This window comes from Curtobacterium sp. UCD-KPL2560 (assembly GCF_001705035.1).
In the GTDB taxonomy this organism is placed as follows: domain Bacteria; phylum Actinomycetota; class Actinomycetes; order Actinomycetales; family Microbacteriaceae; genus Curtobacterium.
Genome location: NZ_MCIG01000037.1, coordinates 1 through 15,284, shown reverse-complemented (window position 1 = coordinate 15,284; position 15,284 = coordinate 1). Strand labels below are relative to the sequence as shown.

Here is a 15,284-nt window from a genome sequence, read left to right as displayed (position 1 = left end):
CCGCGACCGGCGTCCGCCCGGTCCGCCCCACCGCGCCGCTAGGCTGTCCGCGGGACGAGGGGGAGTCGATGGCCGAGCGGGACGTGACGGCGGTGGTCGCCGACCTCGTGCGCACGCTGCCGCGGGCCCCGCGACTCGACGACGTGGTCGCCGCGGTCGCCCGCACCGTCGGCCGCCCGACGCGGGTCGTCGACGTCGACGGGCCGTCGTGGGGGAGCCTGACCGCCCTGGTGTCGCAGGCGCCGCACGAGAACCTCGTCCTCGTGCCGGCCGCCGTCCCGCCGCTGTACCGGATGCACTGCGTGCTGCACGAACTCGGCCACCTCGTGCACGGCGACGCCGGAGCGCCGACCCCGACCGCGGTCGCCGCCCTCGCCAGCGGGACGAACGTGTGCCAGCGGGACGTCGACGGGACCCCAGCGCCGCACGCCGGCCACGCCGGTGCCGGGCTCGCGCGGGTCTCCGGGGACGACGAGCACTTCGCCGAGCGGTTCGCCTACGAGGTCGCGACCGTGCTGCTCGGTGCGGGTGCGGGCGCGTCCGACGAGCGGGCCTACGGCTGATGGGTGCCCTGCACGCCGCGACCTTCTGGTGCGCGGCCCTGATCTTCGTGGCGCGGACGCCGTCCGTCCGGCGGAACCCCCGCGGCCGTGCGGCCTGGGCGGCGACGGGCGTCGGTGCCCTCGGGTTGCTGACCCTCGGCAGCGTGGTGCCGCAGACCGTGCTCGACGGGTGGCTCGGCGGGACGAACGTCGTCAACCTGGTGCAGAACGTGTGCGCGACCACCGCGTTCTGGCTCATGCTCCGCGCCGCGACGGGCGACCTGCCGCGACGACCGCTCCTCGCGCACCCGCTCGCGCTCCTGGCGATGGTCGCCGCGTTCGCGATCCCCTTCGCCTGCATCACCGACCGCGGCACCACCGCGTTCCACTTCATCGTGCTCGGCATCGACCAGACCGCGATGTGGCTGTACGCCTCGGTGTACATGGCCTGCGTGGCGGCGATCACCGTGACGACGCTCGTGCGCGGGATGCCGACCGGCCGAGGCGCGCTCGGGGTCTTCCGGGTCGGGCTCGTCCTCGTCACCGCGGCGAGCGTCGAGGAGGTCGTGTCGCTGACGGCCGACCACTTCGGCCTGTTCCCGGCCGGGGTCCGCGACGTGCTGCGGTTCGCCTTCGACCCGCCGTTCTACCTCGGGATCGTGCTCGTCGTGGTCGGCATGGCCTCGTTCACGGTGCGCCGGTGGGTGCGCGACCTGCGGCTCGGCCGGCACCACCGGCGGCTCGCCCGCGTCGTGCGGCACCACGGGCTGCGGCCGGTCGAACGCCGCGCGGACCTGCGGGTGCGGACGTACGACCTCGTCATCGCGATCCGCGACGCAGAGGTGCAGGGACGGTCGATCGACCCGGGCGAGCTCGCCCACGTGCGGTCCGCGGAGCGGGTGCTCGCACGGAACATCGGAGGATGACGGCATGACGGTCGTGGTGTGGGTGCTCGTCGCCCTGGTGGTGCTCGTGGTGGTCGGCGGCCTGCCGGGCCTGCGGGCCGTGGTCGGCAAGATCGTGCTGCCCGGGCGGGACCGCTGGACGCCCGTGCTCTCGGCGGACGCCGACTCGGTGCAGCTGCCGCTGACGCCCGACACGCTCCGGCCCGGCGAGTACGGCCTGTGGCACGACGGCGACGGGCACACCACCGTCGGACCCGTGCTCGAGGTCGACGAGACCGCGGGCACCGTGCGCCGCGCCGTGGTCCGGACGACGGGTGCGGTGTCCGACCGGATCCGGTGGAGCGGGCACGTGCACCCGGACCCGGCGGCGATGGCGGTCGACTGGTCCGAGGTCGCGATCCCGACGCCGCTCGGCGACGCCCCCGCGTGGGTGGTCCGCCCGGCCCGTCCGGACGACGACGCCGCGTCGACCTGGGCCGTGCACGTGCACGGCATCCGGACCACCCGCGTCACCGCGCTCCGGACCGTCCCGGCCGCGCTCGAGGCCGGGTGGACCTCGATCGTCCCGTCGTTCCGCGGCGACGGCGAGGCCCCGTGGGAGGGGCGGGCGTCCCACCTCGGTGCCCGGGAGTGGGTCGACGTCGAGGCCGCGCTCGACCACGCGGTCGCGAACGGTGCACGGCGCATCGTCCTGGTCGGCTGGTCGATGGGCGCGACCGTCACGCACGAGCTGCTCCTGCGCTCGGCGCACCGCGACCTGGTGGTCGGCGTGCTGCTCGTCGCGCCGGCGCTCGACTGGGAGGCCGCCGTCCGCTTCCAGGCCGCCCGCACCCCCGTGCCCGGTGCCGTCGTGTCCGCCGCCCTCGCGGCGATGCGCACGCCCGGGCTGCACCGCGTCGTGGGACTGCGGCGGCCGGTGGACGTCCGCGCGCTGTCGTGGCTGCGGGTGCCGCCGCCGCTGCCGCCGACCCTGCTCGTGCACTCCGACGGCGACCGCACCGTGCCGTTCACGGTGAGCCAGGACTTCGCCGCCGCGCACCCCGACCGGGTGACCCTGGCGGTGAGCGGGTCGGCCGAGCACGCGTGGGAGCGGAACCTCGACGCGGCGTGGTTCGACGCGCAGGTCGGCGGGTGGATCGCCGCGCTGCCGGGGCTGCCGACCCGCTGAGCGCAGCGCGCCGCATCGGGGGCGGCCCCGGGGGTGCCCCGGGTCCGAGCCGTCGCGCCCCGGGGCAGGGTGGCGCCGCAGGGGTGATGGCCCCGCTCAGTACACGTCGCGCACGTACCGCTTCGCGCGGCGCAGGTCGGCCAGGTACGCGAGCGCGTCGTCCACGCCGCGCCCCCGACCGGCGGCGATCACGTCGAGCAGCGCCTGCTCGACGTCCTTCGCCATCCGCGAGGCGTCGCCGCACACGTACACGGACGCACCGTCCTCCAGCCAGCGGTACAGCTCCGCCGCCTGCTCCCGCATGCGCGTCTGCACGTAGACCTTCTCGGCCTGGTCGCGCGAGAACGCCAGGTCGAGGCGGTCGAGCACGCCGCGCTCCTGCAGGTCGGTGAGCTCGTCCTCGTACACGAAGTCGGTCGCGCGGTGCTGGTCGCCGAAGAACAGCCAGTTCGCACCCCGCGCCCCGGATGCGGCACGCTCGTGCAGGAACCCGCGGAACGGCGCGATGCCGGTGCCCGGACCGATCATCACCATCGGGGCGTCGCCGTCGGCGGGCACCCCGAACGCGGCGTTCGGCTGCAGGTACACCCCGACCTCGCCGTCCGCCTGCACGCGGTCCGCCAGGTACGTCGAGGCGACGCCGTGGTGGGTGCGGTGGGCGTCGCCGTACCGCACGCTCGCGATGGTCAGGTGGACCCGGCCCGGGTGGGCGAGCGGGCTCGACGAGATCGAGTACTGGCGCGCCTGCAGTCCGCGCAGGTTCGGCAGGAGTTCCTCGAGCGTCGGCGCCGCGGGACCCGCGTCCCGGAGGAGGTCGAGGACGTCGCGGCCCCACAGCCACCGGTCCAGCTCCTGCTTGTCGCCGTGCGCCACGACCGCGGCGAGCTCGGACGCCGGCGCGCGCTGCACGAGGTCGGCGACCAGGTCCTTCGACGGGGTCCTGACCTCGCGGTCGACGCGCAGGACCTCGGCGAGCGGGCGGCCGTCGACGTCCGCGGAGCCGTCGGCGCCGAGGTGGTCGAGCAGCTCGTCGACGAGTGCCGGGTCGTTGTGCGGGACGACGGCCAGGGCGTCACCGGCCGCGTACTCGATGCCCGAGTCGCCGAGGTCGAACTCGAGGTGCCGGATCTCCTTGGCGCTGTCCGGTGCGCTGAGCAGGCGGTTCACGACGAGCGGCGCACGGTACGGGGTGCGCTTGGTCCACTGCGCACCCGGCCGGGAGGCGCGGCTCGCCCCCGCCCCGCCGGCTGCGGTCGCGGTCGTGGTCGCGCCGACCCCGGTGGTCGCGCCCGCAGCGGCGCCGGTGGCTCCCGCCTGGGCGGCGACGCGGTCGAGGACGGCGGCCGTCCAGAGCTCGGCCGGGTCCTCGAAGTCGACGTCGCAGTCGACCCGGTCGTGGATCCGTGTCGCGCCGAGCTGCTCGAGGCGGGTGTCGAGGAGCTTGCCGGCCTGGCAGAACTCGTCGTAGCTCGTGTCGCCGAGCCCGAGCACGGCGTACTGCAGCCCCTCGAGCCGGGGCACGGTGCTCGCCTGCAGCGCCTCCCAGAACAGACCGGCGTTGTCGGGCATCTCGCCCTCGCCGTACGTCGAGGTGACGACGAGCACGTGGGACATGTCGGCGAGCTGCTCGGGCGAGACGTCGTCGAGCGCGGTGGCCCGGCCGCCGAGCCCGCGGGCGACGGCACCGGCGACGAGCTGGTCGGCGAGCAGCTCGGCGTTGCCGGTCTGCGTGCCGAAGAGCACGTCCACCGTGGTCGTCGGTGCCGGCGCGGTCGACCGGCGTCCCGCGGCGGCGACCCCCGCGATGAAGCCCGCGAGCCAGGACTCCTGGGCGGCCGAGAACGGGGCGTCGACCGGGATCAGGGACCCGGTCGGGGGGAGCGTGCTCACGCGCCCACCTCCACCGGTGCCTGCGGTGCCCGGCGCGCGATGTCGTCGAGGGCCGCGGTCGCGAGCAGCTCGTCGAACCGGGCCGCGCGGACCCGTCCGGCGTTCTTGGCGTTCTGGTGCATGATCCACCCCGTGGTCCCGGGCGCGTCCGAGCTGCGGTTGTTCCGCTGCGTCAGCGCGCGCTTGGCGTCGTCGAGCCGCTTGACGGCGATGAGCGTGGCGAGCTCGTCGTCGGCGAACGACTCGAAGGTCGCGCGCAGGTACTTGACCACGCGCTGCTTCACCTGGAAGTCCTCGGTCAGGACGAGGTTCCGGACGGCCTCGGTGACCCGCGGGTCGGCCGGGGCGGCGCCGGGCACGCGCTCCTGCGCCACGTCCTGGGCGACCGCGAGCACCGTGTACGACGACAGCAGCGAGAACGTGTCACCGCCCTGGTCGCCGAGCGCGGGGGCGCGGCCGTCGAGCACCGTGCGCCGGTCGCGGTAGTCGGTCTTGAACGCACGGAGCTTGTCCGTCGCGACCGAGGTCGCGAGTTCGTCGAGGAGCTCCGTGCGGGTCGCCGCCGCGAGGATCTCGTCCGCGTCCTGGCTGAGCAGGAGCGCCCGGGGCATGCCGACGTACACGTGCGTGCGGGTGGTGTCCCAGTCGGCCAGGAGCTGCTCGGCGCGTGCCGACCCGGTGGCCTCGAGGTGCCACTCGAGCAGCAGCCGGGCGGCCGCCTCGTGGAACGCTCCGCGTGCGGTCTCGGTCACGGGGAACACCAGGAGCGAGTCGGTGCTCGCCCGCTCGGTCACCCGGCCGGTCGGGTCGTACTGGTACAGGAACCCGCCGGACATGCCGTTGCCCAGGCCCTTGCCGAAGCCGCCGAGGTTGAACACCGCGCCGCCGGTCATGTACTCGCAACCGAAGTCGCCGAGGCCCTCGACGACCGCGGTCGCGCCGGAGTTGCGGACGGCGAACCGGTCGCCGGCCTCGCCCTCGACGAAGGTGCGGCCACCGGTCGCGCCGAACAGCGCGAAGTTGCCGACGAGGACGTTGCCGCCCCGCTCGGCGCTGCCGCCGCCGGGCGCACGCACGACGATGCGGCCGCCGGACTGGCTCTTGCCGACGCCGTCGTTCGCGGTGCCGGTGTGCTCGAGGGTCGTGCCGTCGTTCGTGAAGACGCCGTACGACTGCCCGGCCGAGCCGGAGGTGCGCACCGTGAGGGCGCCGTCGACGAGCCGGCGGCGGCCACGGTCGTCCGTCGTGACCGCGGGGTGCGCCGACAGGTCGACGCCCCGCAGCTCGTGGTTCAGGACGCGCTCGAGGTCGATGCCGAGCTGGCCGCCGACGGACTTGTCCGCGTTGCCGAGCTGGACGCCGTCGATCGTCAGCGCGGCCTCGTGCCCCTCGACGAACGCGGCGCGGACCTGCTCGATGAGGGCGTCGTCGGTGCGGTAGTCCTTCTCGAGGTACTCCGGGTCGGTGACGACCTTCTCGGGCACCCGGGCGAGCAGGCCGCGGACGTCGAGCCGCCCGACGCTCGCCGGGTGGTCGAGGAGCTGGAGCAGGTCGGTGCGCCCCCGGGCCTCGCGGAGCGAGCGCAGGCCGAGGCGGGCGAGGATCTGCCGGACGTCGTGCGCGATGTTCAGCAGGTACTGCGCGAGCGCGCGCGGGTCGCCCTCGAACGCCTCCGGGTTCGTGGTCAGGCCCGCGGGGCACTTCACGTTGCAGTTCTTCGCCATCACGCAGCCGAGCATCATGAGCGCCGTCGTGCCGAACTCGAACGAGTCCCCGCCGAGCAGGGCGCTCGTGACGACGTCGGAGCCGGTCTGGTGCGCGCCCGAGCAGCGGAGCGTGACCTTCTGCCGCAGGCCGTTCGCGACGAGGGCCTGGTGCACCTCGGCCACGCCGATCTCGGCGGAGCGCCCCGCGTACTTCAGGCTCGTGACGGCCGCGGCACCCGTGCCGCCGGTGTTGCCCGCGACGTTGATGACGTCGGCGCCGGCCTTCGCGACGCCGACCGCGATCGTGCCGATGCCCTCGGAGGACACGAGCTTCACGACGACGCGCACCCGGGCGGCCTTGCAGTCGTGGATGAGCTGCGCGAGGTCCTCGATCGAGTACGTGTCGTGGTGCGGCGGCGGCGAGATGAGCTCGACGCCCGGGGTGCCACCGCGCGCCGCGGCGATGTCGACCGTGACCTTCGGCGCGGGCAGCTGGCCGCCCTCGCCCGGCTTCGCACCCTGGCCGATCTTGATCTCGAGCTCCTCGAGCATCGGGTCGGCGAGGTACCCGGCCCAGATGCCGAACCGGCCGGAGGCGAACTGCTTGATCCGGGAGCCGCGGATGGTGCCGTAGCGGATGTGGTGCTCGCCGCCCTCGCCGGAGTTCGACATGCCGCCGACCATGTTCGTGCCGTGCGCGACCGCCTCGTGCGCCGCGGCGACGAGGGCACCGTGGCTCATCGCGCCGGACGCCAGCGTGCGGGTGACCTCGTGGGCGGGCTGGACCTCGTCGAGGTCGACGCTCGCGGGGGCGCTCTGCAGCAGGGCGAGCAGGGCGGCCGCGCCGCCCGTGGCGCGTAGCGTCACGTGCTCGTCGTCGACCGTGTCGACGGCGACCTGGCCGGGGTGCAGCAGCGCGAGCCCGTCCGCGAGGGCCGTGTGGCGCAGGGCACCCGTGGGTCCCGTCGAGGTGAGCTCCAGGCGGAAGCGGGCCGCGCCTCCCGGCAGACCGTCGGACGACGCCGGACGCGAGCCGGACAGCCCGCGCACCGTGATGCTCGCGTTGCCGCTCGTCGAGAAGCGGCCGAGCTCGCGTGCGAAGTCCTCGGCGGTGTCGATGCCGGTGACGTCGGCGGGCAGCGCGAGCACGTCGCGGAGCGCGGCCGGGCGACGCGAGCGCTCGTCGTGCGTGGTCTGCAGGAACGACACGTAGCCCGGGGTGATCCGGTGCGCGTCGACCTCGGCGTCGCTCAGCCGGTCGTACCCGGTGTGGCGGTACGTGCTGTCGGTGATGCCGAAGGCGTCGTCGAGCTGCCCGAGGGTGAGCAGGCGCAGCGCCTCGGAGTCGCCCGCGCGCTCGAACGCCGGGCGTTCCTCGGTCATGCCGCCGAAGCCGCGGACGCTCGCGACGCCGAACGAGTGGCCCGCGCCGTCCGAGCGCTCCTTGAACAGCCCGAGGAGCGGGACCTGGGCCGCCGATGCGACCGATCGTGCGCGCTCGTGCCAGTCCGTCGCGGCCTGGGCGATGCGCGCGAAGCCGACGCCGCCGACCGGTGCCTGCATGTACGGGAACACCCGCGCGAACAGGTCGTCGCCGGTGTCGAGGTAGTTCGGCTCGAAGAACGCGCCGCCGATGTAGCTCTCGGCGGTGCACAGCCCGACGCGGCCCATGGTCTTCGCGAGGGCCTTCTCGGCGGCCTTCCGGAACCGCTGCAGCGCCAGGTCGGTCGCGGTGACCTCGCCGGCGGGGGCGGCCTCGGCGGGGTACTGCTCCTCCGCACGCAGTCGTGCCGACAGGCTGTACACGGCCGAGGCGCCGAAGCCGAGCGCGGTCGCGACGTGGTGCGACGACGGCAGCTGCCCGGACTCGGCGACGATCGACAGCCGCAGGCGCAGGCCGGTCTCGATGAGCCGCTGGTTGACCGCGGCGACGGCCAGGATCACGGGCAGCGGGGCGTGCGTCGACGACACCGCGCGGTCGGTCAGGACGGCGATGCCGCCCGAGGTGCGGGCGAACGCCTCGACGGCGTCGCACAGCGCGTCGACCGCCGAGCGGACGGCCGCGGCGTTGGCCTGCTCGTCGCCGAGCACGGGGACGTAGAGCATGTCGAAGCGCTCGAGTGGGACGACGGTCTGGTCGCGCAGGCGGACCATGTCGAGGTGGCCGAGCACGGGGGACTGCACGACGATCTGGCGGGTGGGGGCGGTGCCGGTGCCGTCGGTGACCGGGGCTCCTGCGCTGGCGTGCGCGTCGAGCTTGGCGCCGAGGGCGACCCGCATCGACATGCCGTCGGCCTCGCGGATCGAGTCGAGCGGCGGGTTCGTCACCTGGGCGAAGCGCTGCGAGAAGTACTTCGCCATGCCGCCCTCGGTGTCGCTCAGCGCGTTGATCGCGGTGCCGTAGCCCATCGCCGAGATGCGCTCCGATCCGGTCGCGAGCATCGGGTCGAGCATGAACCGGAAGCTCTCCTGGTTCAGCGAGTACGCCACGTAGCGGCCCGCGAGCGACAGGTCGCCGTCGTAGCCGAGCGTGCTCGCGCCGCGGTCGTAGTCGGGCGCGGGCAGCGCGTCGAGGTCGACCCGGGCGGCGTCCAGCAGCGCGCCGTACGGCTTCCGGGCGGCGAGCAGCTCGAGGGCCTCGTCCGTGCGCAGGACCGCGCCGGTGCGGTGGTCCACGACGAGCATCCCGCCGGCCTCGATGCGGCCGCGGTGCACGACGGTGTCGGCGTCGAACGACACCTGGCCGCTCTCCGACGCCACGATGAGGTACTCGTCCGTCTGCACCGTGCGCAGCGGGCGGAGGCCGAGCCGGTCGAGGCGGGCGCCGACGACGTCGCCGTCGCTGAAGATCACGGCGGCCGGGCCGTCGTTCTTCTCCTCGTACAGCGAGTGGTACTCGAGCATGTCCCGCACCGCCGGGCTCAGCGTGCGGTCGTTCTCCCACGCCGGCGGCATCAGGGTCACGACGGCCTCGACGATGTCCAGGCCGTCCTCGAACACCCGGCTCTGCAGGGTCTGGTCGAGCCGGCTCGAGTCGGACTGCCCGGGCGGACGCACGATGCTGCGCGTGCGGGCCCGGGCCGAGGCCTCGTCGGACAGGCGGTTCTTGCGGTCGGTGTTCAGCTCGCCGTTGTGCGCCATCAGTCGGAATGGCTGGGCCATCGTCGGGTGCGGCTCGGTGTTCGTCGAGAAGCGCGTGTGGAAGTACAGCGTCCGGACCGAGTGCCGCGGGTCGCGCAGGTCGGTGAAGTACCCGATCACCTCGCCCGAGTTCAGGCGCCCCTTGAGCACCTGCGTGCGTGCGCTGAGCGACAGCGGGTACAGGGCGGCGTGCGGGGCCCGGGTCTCGGTGGCCCGGGCGTAGGACACCGCCTCGATCGCGAGCAGCGCTCGGTTCGCGGCCGCGTCGACGTCGGCGCGGGCCCAGTCCTCCGGGGCGCGGAACACCCACTGCACGATCGGCAGCTGGTACCGCTCTGCCTCGGGACGGGCGACGGAGTGGTCGACCGGGACGTCGCGCACGACGAGCAGCTCGAAGCCCTGGCGGTCGAGCTCCGCGGTCACGAGCCGTTCGGCGTCGGCACGCTCGTCGGGGTCGCTCGGCACGAAGCAGTTCGCGACGCCGAAGTGCCCGGCGCGCAGGGCCTGCCCGGTGATCGCGCTGAAGAACTCGACGGACAGGTCGATGCTGACACCCGCGCCGTCGCCCACGCCCTCGGCGGACTTGCCGCCGCGGTGCGGGATCGAGCAGAGCGCCTCGTCGCCCTTCACCAGGACGTCGTGGCTCGGGGTGCCGTCGAGACGGGTGATGAAGCCGACGCCGCAGTCGCTCGACTCGCGAGCAGGGTCGTACAGGCCGAAGGGGGAGGGGTTCACGAGCGGATCCAGTGCAACGAGTGCCGGCAGCGGTCGGCCAGGCTGCATCGGTGGAGCGCTCGCCGTGGGCAGACCGTCTGGTGGCGGCCGGGCCCGGTGGGGTGGGGTGAGCCGATGCTACGGGTTGGTATACCGCGCACGCAACAGACCGACCGGACGGGAGGCGCGGGTCGGCTCCGGCGGGCGCGCTGCGGTGCACCGCGGCTCGGCCCCGGCGGGCGCGTCGCGGTGCGCCGCGGTCGCCGGTCGACGCCCGGTGCCCGGCCCGAGCGGGCCCCACGCCGGGCCGGGCACCGAGCCGTGGAGGAGCTGCTGACGATCCCGGTGCCCGTTCCCCGGGGATCGTGCACCGGTTGCGTCAGCGGGGGAGCGGGACCGGCGGTCCGACCTCGGGCCTCGCCGGCCGCCGGACGTGCGCGGGGTCCGGACGGCGGGCCGGAGCCGACCGGCGACCGGGTCAGGCGGGGTCCGGACGGGGGTCGGAACCGGCCTGCGACTGGGTCAGGCGGAGTCCGGACGGGGGTCGGAACCGGCCTGCGACTGGGTCAGGCGTAGCGGCGGGCGGCGCGCAGGGCGTCGTCGGCGTAGGAACCGCCGAACAGGAACACGTGCAGCAGCAGCGGCGCCAGCTGGTGCAGCTCGACCCGTTCCTGCCAGCCGTCGGCCAACCGCGACTCGGCGTCGTAGCCGGCCAGGACCGTCTCGAGACGCGGCAGGCCGAACAGTGCCAACAGGGCCAGGTCGGTCTCGGCGTGGCCGCCGTGCGGGGTCGCGTCGATGAGCACCGCGCCGGTCGGCTCGCTCCGGTCGGTGGGCCAGAGCACGTTGCCCGCCCAGAGGTCGCCGTGCAGGCGGGCCGGTCCGTCGCCGACGAGCGCGGGCTGCGGGGAGCCGAGCGTCCCGTCCGCGACCCGGTCGGCGACCCGGTCGAACACCGCGGCCTCGGCACCGTCGAACCCACCACGGTCGACGATGCGGCGGACGAAGTCACGGATGCGGTACTCGGCGAAGAACTCGCCCCAGCTCGCGGGCGCCTCGGCGGCGGGGACGAACGGTGTCCGGGACCGCCCGACGCGCATCCCGCGTCCGGACGGGAAGCCCGGTGCGGGGGCGCCCCAGTGCGTCGCACCCGCGGCGTGGGTGTGCGCCAGGGACCGGCCGAAGCGTTCCGCCTGGCCGCGGTCGGGGACGCCGTCGGTGATGCGCTCGAGGTGCAGGACCGTCGGCTCCGGGTGGCCGAGCACACGGGCGATCCGGGTGCCGCCGGCGTCCTCGGCCTCGGCGAGCCACTCGAGTCCGAGGGCCTCGGCGGTGGCCTCGCCCGGGTCGGTGAAGGTCTTCACGTGCGTCGCGGGCATCGCCCCATCCTGCCGGTCGCGCCTGCCCGGCGGCTCGGTACCGCCCCCGGGTCGTCGCGCCCGACTCGTGCCGGTTCGTCAGCTCGGCTCGTCGCCCCGGCTCGTCAGCGCTGGGCGGCGTGCACGATGAGCGCCAACTGCACCCGGTTGTCGACCCCGAACTTGTCGTAGACGTGCCCGATGTGGGTCTTCACGGTGGCGAGTCCGACGAACAAGTCCGCGGCGATCTCGGCGTTCGAGGCTCCGTTCGCGACGGCGACCGCGACCTCGCGCTCCCGGTCGGTCAGCGTCGCCATCAGCCGGCGCTCCTCGCTCGCGTCCGGCAGCGCGCCTCCCGCGGCGCGGCCGTCCCCGGGTCTACCGGACTCGTCGGCGGGTACGCTCCCGGGACCGGTCGCCGACCCGGTGCCCGCGGCGAAGGCGATCACCCGGTCGAGCACCGACGGCGACAGCGTCGACCGGCCGGCGGCGACCGCGTGGATCGCGGCGACGAGCTCCTGCGGCGGGGTGTCCTTCAGCAGGAACCCGCGCGCACCGCGCTGCAGGGCGCCGAGGACCATGTCGTCGCCCTGGAAGGTGGTGAGCACGAGGACGGCGAGCTCCGGCCGCTTCCGGAGCTCCCGCTCGGTCGCCGCGAGCCCGTCGCAGCGCGGCATCCGGATGTCCATGAGCACGACGTCCGGCTCGACCGCGTCGATGACCCGCTCGGCCTCGACGCCGTCGCCGGCCTCGCCCACGACGTCGACACCGTCGTCGCCGCTGAGCAGCAGCCGGAGCCCGGCGCGCACGAGGTGGTCGTCGTCGACGAGCACCACCCGGACCGGCGCGGTCACGCCGTCCACGGGAGCACCGCCTCGACCGTGTGGACGCCGGCGGCGTCGACGTCGGCGCGGAACGAGCCGCCCACGAGACGCGCCCGCTCGGCGAGGCCGCGCAGCCCGTGCCCGCCGCCGTCGGTGTCGTGCCCGCGGTCCCCGGGCAGCGTCGGGTTGGTCACCGTGACCCGGAGCGCCGGGGTCGGCAGCACCGCGATCGACACCGTGACCGGCTGGCCCGGGGCGTGCCGGCGGGCGTTCGTCAGGGCCTCCTGGACGATCCGGTACGCGTGCCGGCCGACGGTCTCCCCGGCGGCGCAGGCACCCTCGGCGACCGTGCAGGTCACGGTCGCACCGGCTGCGCGGGCCTCGTCGACGAGGGCCGGCACGTCGCAGAGCGTCGGTTGCGGAGGCGCGGTGCCGGTCGGGTCGTCGGTGTCGCGACCGGCGGGGTCGCGCAGGACCCCCAGCACGTCGCGCAGGTCGGTCAGGGCCGCGTGCGCCTCGGCGCGGACGACCCCCGCGGCCTCGACGGTGTCGTCCGGCGACAGCGACCGGCCGCGGAACTCGAGCGCGCCGGCGTGCAGGGCCACGAGCGAGAGCCGGTGGCCGAGCACGTCGTGCATCTCGCGGGCGATGTGCGCGCGTTCCTGCTCGCGCGCACGGTCCTCGCGCACGGCCTGTTCGCGTTCGAGCAGGGCGGCCCGCTCCCGGAGGGACTGGACGAGCGCCCGGCGCTGCCCGATCGCCACACCCACGACGACCACGAGCGCGAGGAAGACGACCGACACCAGCGTGGTCTGCCACAGCGGCACGTCACCGCCCGGGAAGACGAGCTGCTCGCCGACGAGCCCGGTGACGAGCATCGCCGCGCTGCCCACCGCGATCTCGACCCCGCGGCGCCAGGTGGCGAGGGAGACGAGCGCGAGCACGGCGGTGCCCGCGGCGAACGTCGACACGGTGCTGAGGCCGATGACCGCCAGGGTGACGAACAGCGGCGCACGGTGGCGGAAGCAGTACACGACGAGTGCGACGACCCCGGCCGTGACGTCCCCGAGGAGCCCGATGCCGAGCCGCGCCTCCGACCACGACGACGTGTCGAGCTCGGGCCAGATCAGCCCGAACGCGGTGAAGCCGGCCACGAGGGCGACGAGCACCCGCCAGGTCTGCGCCCACACCCGTCGTCCGAGGGGCGCGGGTGGCGGGAGCGCGGTCGCGGTCATGCCCCCGAGCCTAGGAAGGACCGGGCGGTCGCCGGATCGGCCGAAGGTCGGAGATGTCCGGGCGTCGGCACCGGTGCCGCCGCCGACCTCAAACCGCGTCGACGAGGGCCTGCGCCAGCGGGTGCCACGCCCGCGTCGAGGGCCCGCTCAGCACCAGCGTCCGCTCGTACCGCGGCGCGACCGGCAGCATCACGAGGTCCTCGGGCAGCATCACCCGCCCGAGTGACGGGACGATCGAGACCCCCTCGCCGCGCTGGATCATCCCGAACATCGTGCTCATCTCCCGCACGCGGTGCGCCCACCGGAAGGGCTGCCCCGCGAGCTCGTGCATCCGTTCGATCTGGTGCTCGCACCCGCCGCCGCCCGCGACGAGCCCGTCCTCGTGCAGGTCGTCGAGGGTCATCGCCGCGGTGTCCGCGAGCGGGTGGTCCCGCCGGACGACCGCGGCCATCTCGTCCCGCGCGACGACGACCCCGCCTTCGGGCACCGGCGTCGGGTCGACGAGCACGGCCGCGTCGACGGTGCCGCCCTCCAACCACTCCGCCATCTCGTCGTCGTCGCCCTCGTACACCTGGACGTCGACGTCCGGCAGCGTCACCGACCACAGCTCGCGGAGGCGGGGGAGCAGGCCCTGGCACACCGTCGGCACCGCGGCGAGGCGCACGGTGCCGCGCGCCGTGGCGGGCCGCACCACCGCCTCCAGGCCGTCGACCGAGGCGAGCACCTGGCGGGCGTGCGCCAGCAGCCGTTCGCCGAGGGCGGTCGGGACCGCGGCGCCGCCGCGGCGCACGACGGGACCGCCGACCTCGCGTTCGAAGCCGGCGACGGCGTGCGAGACGGCCGACTGCCCGACGCCGAGCGCGGTGGCGGCGCTCGTGAACGAGCCGGCGTCGACGGTCGCGACGAAGGCACGGACCTGCGGGATCGAGACGGGCATGCGTCCTCCTCATGAGGGTATGCGGCGCATGCGTTCGACACATGCGCTGACGGTGCTCGATGCTAGCCCTCGTGAACGCCCTCCTCTACGTGCTCGTGGCCCTGACCTGGGGCTCGAGCTTCTTCTTCGCCAAGATCGGGCTCGAGGGGCTCGCCCCGCAGCAGGTCGCCACCGTGCGCACGGTGCTCGGCGCGGTGACGCTGGTCGGCATCCTGCTCGTCACCCGTCGCCGCTGGCCGCGCGACCGCCGCGTGTGGGGCCACTTGTTCGTCGTCGCGGTCTTCCTCAACGCGGTGCCGTCCTCGCTCATGGCGTGGGCGGAGCAGACCGTGCCGTCCGGGCTCGCGAGCATCTACAACGCGACGACCCCGATCATGACGCTGCTCGCGCTCGCGGTGCTCGTGCCGACCGAACGCCTGTCCCGCCGACAGGTCCTCGGCATCGTGACCGGGATCGTCGGGGTGCTCGTCCTGGTCGGGCCGTGGGACCTCGTCGGGGACCCGCGCGTGCTCGCGACGGTCCCCGGGCAGCTGGCCCTGCTCGGCATGACGGCGTCGTACGGCGTCGGTCTCGCCTGGCTCCGCCGCTTCGGTGTCGGCAGCGGGCAGGACCCGACGACCGTCGCGACCGTGCAGCTCAGCCTGGCGGCGCTGCTCATGCTGGTGGTCGCGCCCGTGGTCGCGACCGGTCCGGTGCGGCTGGACTGGAGGATCGTGGCCGCGATGGTCGCGCTCGGTGCCGTGGGCACGGGGCTGGCCTACGCGTGGAACACGCGCCTGGTCGGAGGAGCCGTCCTGGAAGTCGGCGCGGTTCGACGAGAAGCCCTTCGGCAGGTCGGGAGCCGCGAGCTCGACCCCGGGGACC

At 74.7% G+C, this 15,284-nt stretch carries 10 protein-coding genes; 4 read left to right on the top strand and 6 right to left on the bottom strand.

Annotated features, from left to right (window positions below; translation table 11 throughout):
• The first annotated feature begins 68 nt into the window (after positions 1-68).
• The 3 genes from BEP24_RS09930 to BEP24_RS09920 are packed head-to-tail and all read left to right on the top strand — an operon-like array spanning position 69 to position 2,615.
• A complete protein-coding gene (locus BEP24_RS09930) occupies positions 69-563 on the top strand; it encodes a hypothetical protein (RefSeq protein WP_065962886.1) in 495 nt (164 codons plus the stop codon).
• On the top strand, positions 563-1,468 hold the full coding sequence (locus tag BEP24_RS09925) for a hypothetical protein (protein WP_065962883.1): 906 nt from the start codon (positions 563-565) through the stop codon (positions 1,466-1,468). The genes BEP24_RS09930 and BEP24_RS09925 overlap by 1 nt, the downstream gene beginning before the upstream one ends.
• Positions 1,469-1,472: 4 nt before the next feature.
• A complete protein-coding gene (locus BEP24_RS09920) occupies positions 1,473-2,615 on the top strand; it encodes an alpha/beta fold hydrolase (protein ID WP_083230268.1) in 1,143 nt (380 codons plus the stop codon).
• Between the two features lie 96 nt (positions 2,616-2,711).
• Here the strand turns inward: BEP24_RS09920 and BEP24_RS09915 are convergent, their stop codons facing one another.
• From BEP24_RS09915 to BEP24_RS09890, 6 genes are all read right to left on the bottom strand, one after another.
• Positions 2,712-4,505 carry a sulfite reductase subunit alpha gene (locus BEP24_RS09915; protein ID WP_065962882.1) on the bottom strand — a complete coding sequence of 598 codons (1,794 nt, stop codon included), beginning with the start codon at positions 4,503-4,505 and terminating at the stop codon, positions 2,712-2,714.
• Positions 4,502-10,087, bottom strand: coding sequence for a glutamate synthase-related protein (locus tag BEP24_RS09910; RefSeq protein ID WP_065962880.1), 5,586 nt, complete (start codon positions 10,085-10,087; stop codon positions 4,502-4,504). The genes BEP24_RS09915 and BEP24_RS09910 overlap by 4 nt, the downstream gene beginning before the upstream one ends.
• A 545-nt stretch (positions 10,088-10,632) precedes the next feature.
• Positions 10,633-11,445 carry a fructosamine kinase family protein gene (locus BEP24_RS09905; protein WP_065962879.1) on the bottom strand — a complete coding sequence of 271 codons (813 nt, stop codon included), beginning with the start codon at positions 11,443-11,445 and terminating at the stop codon, positions 10,633-10,635.
• Positions 11,446-11,549: 104 nt separating this feature from the next.
• On the bottom strand, positions 11,550-12,287 hold the full coding sequence (locus tag BEP24_RS09900) for a response regulator transcription factor (protein WP_065962877.1): 738 nt from the start codon (positions 12,285-12,287) through the stop codon (positions 11,550-11,552).
• Complete coding sequence (locus BEP24_RS09895) at positions 12,275-13,483, bottom strand: histidine kinase (RefSeq protein ID WP_065962876.1); 1,209 nt, start codon at positions 13,481-13,483, stop codon at positions 12,275-12,277. The genes BEP24_RS09900 and BEP24_RS09895 overlap by 13 nt, the downstream gene beginning before the upstream one ends.
• 88 nt (positions 13,484-13,571) lie before the next feature.
• Positions 13,572-14,420 (bottom strand): LysR family transcriptional regulator, encoded by an 849-nt coding sequence (locus tag BEP24_RS09890; protein WP_065962873.1) that lies wholly within the window; start codon positions 14,418-14,420, stop codon positions 13,572-13,574.
• Between the two features lie 71 nt (positions 14,421-14,491).
• On the opposite strand from BEP24_RS09890, the gene BEP24_RS09885 reads away from it, so the two are divergent.
• On the top strand, positions 14,492-15,284 hold a 793-nt coding region (locus tag BEP24_RS09885), incomplete at its 3' end, for a DMT family transporter (protein WP_141693422.1).

Coding starts and splice junctions, on each gene's coding strand:
- BEP24_RS09930 (WP_065962886.1), top strand. CDS start 69: ATGGCCGAGCGGGACGTGACGGCGGTGGTCGCCGACCTCGTGCGCACG.
- BEP24_RS09925 (WP_065962883.1), top strand. CDS start 563: ATGGGTGCCCTGCACGCCGCGACCTTCTGGTGCGCGGCCCTGATCTTC.
- BEP24_RS09920 (WP_083230268.1), top strand. CDS start 1,473: ATGACGGTCGTGGTGTGGGTGCTCGTCGCCCTGGTGGTGCTCGTGGTG.
- BEP24_RS09905 (WP_065962879.1), bottom strand. CDS start 11,445: ATGCCCGCGACGCACGTGAAGACCTTCACCGACCCGGGCGAGGCCACC.
- BEP24_RS09895 (WP_065962876.1), bottom strand. CDS start 13,483: ATGACCGCGACCGCGCTCCCGCCACCCGCGCCCCTCGGACGACGGGTG.
- BEP24_RS09890 (WP_065962873.1), bottom strand. CDS start 14,420: ATGCCCGTCTCGATCCCGCAGGTCCGTGCCTTCGTCGCGACCGTCGAC.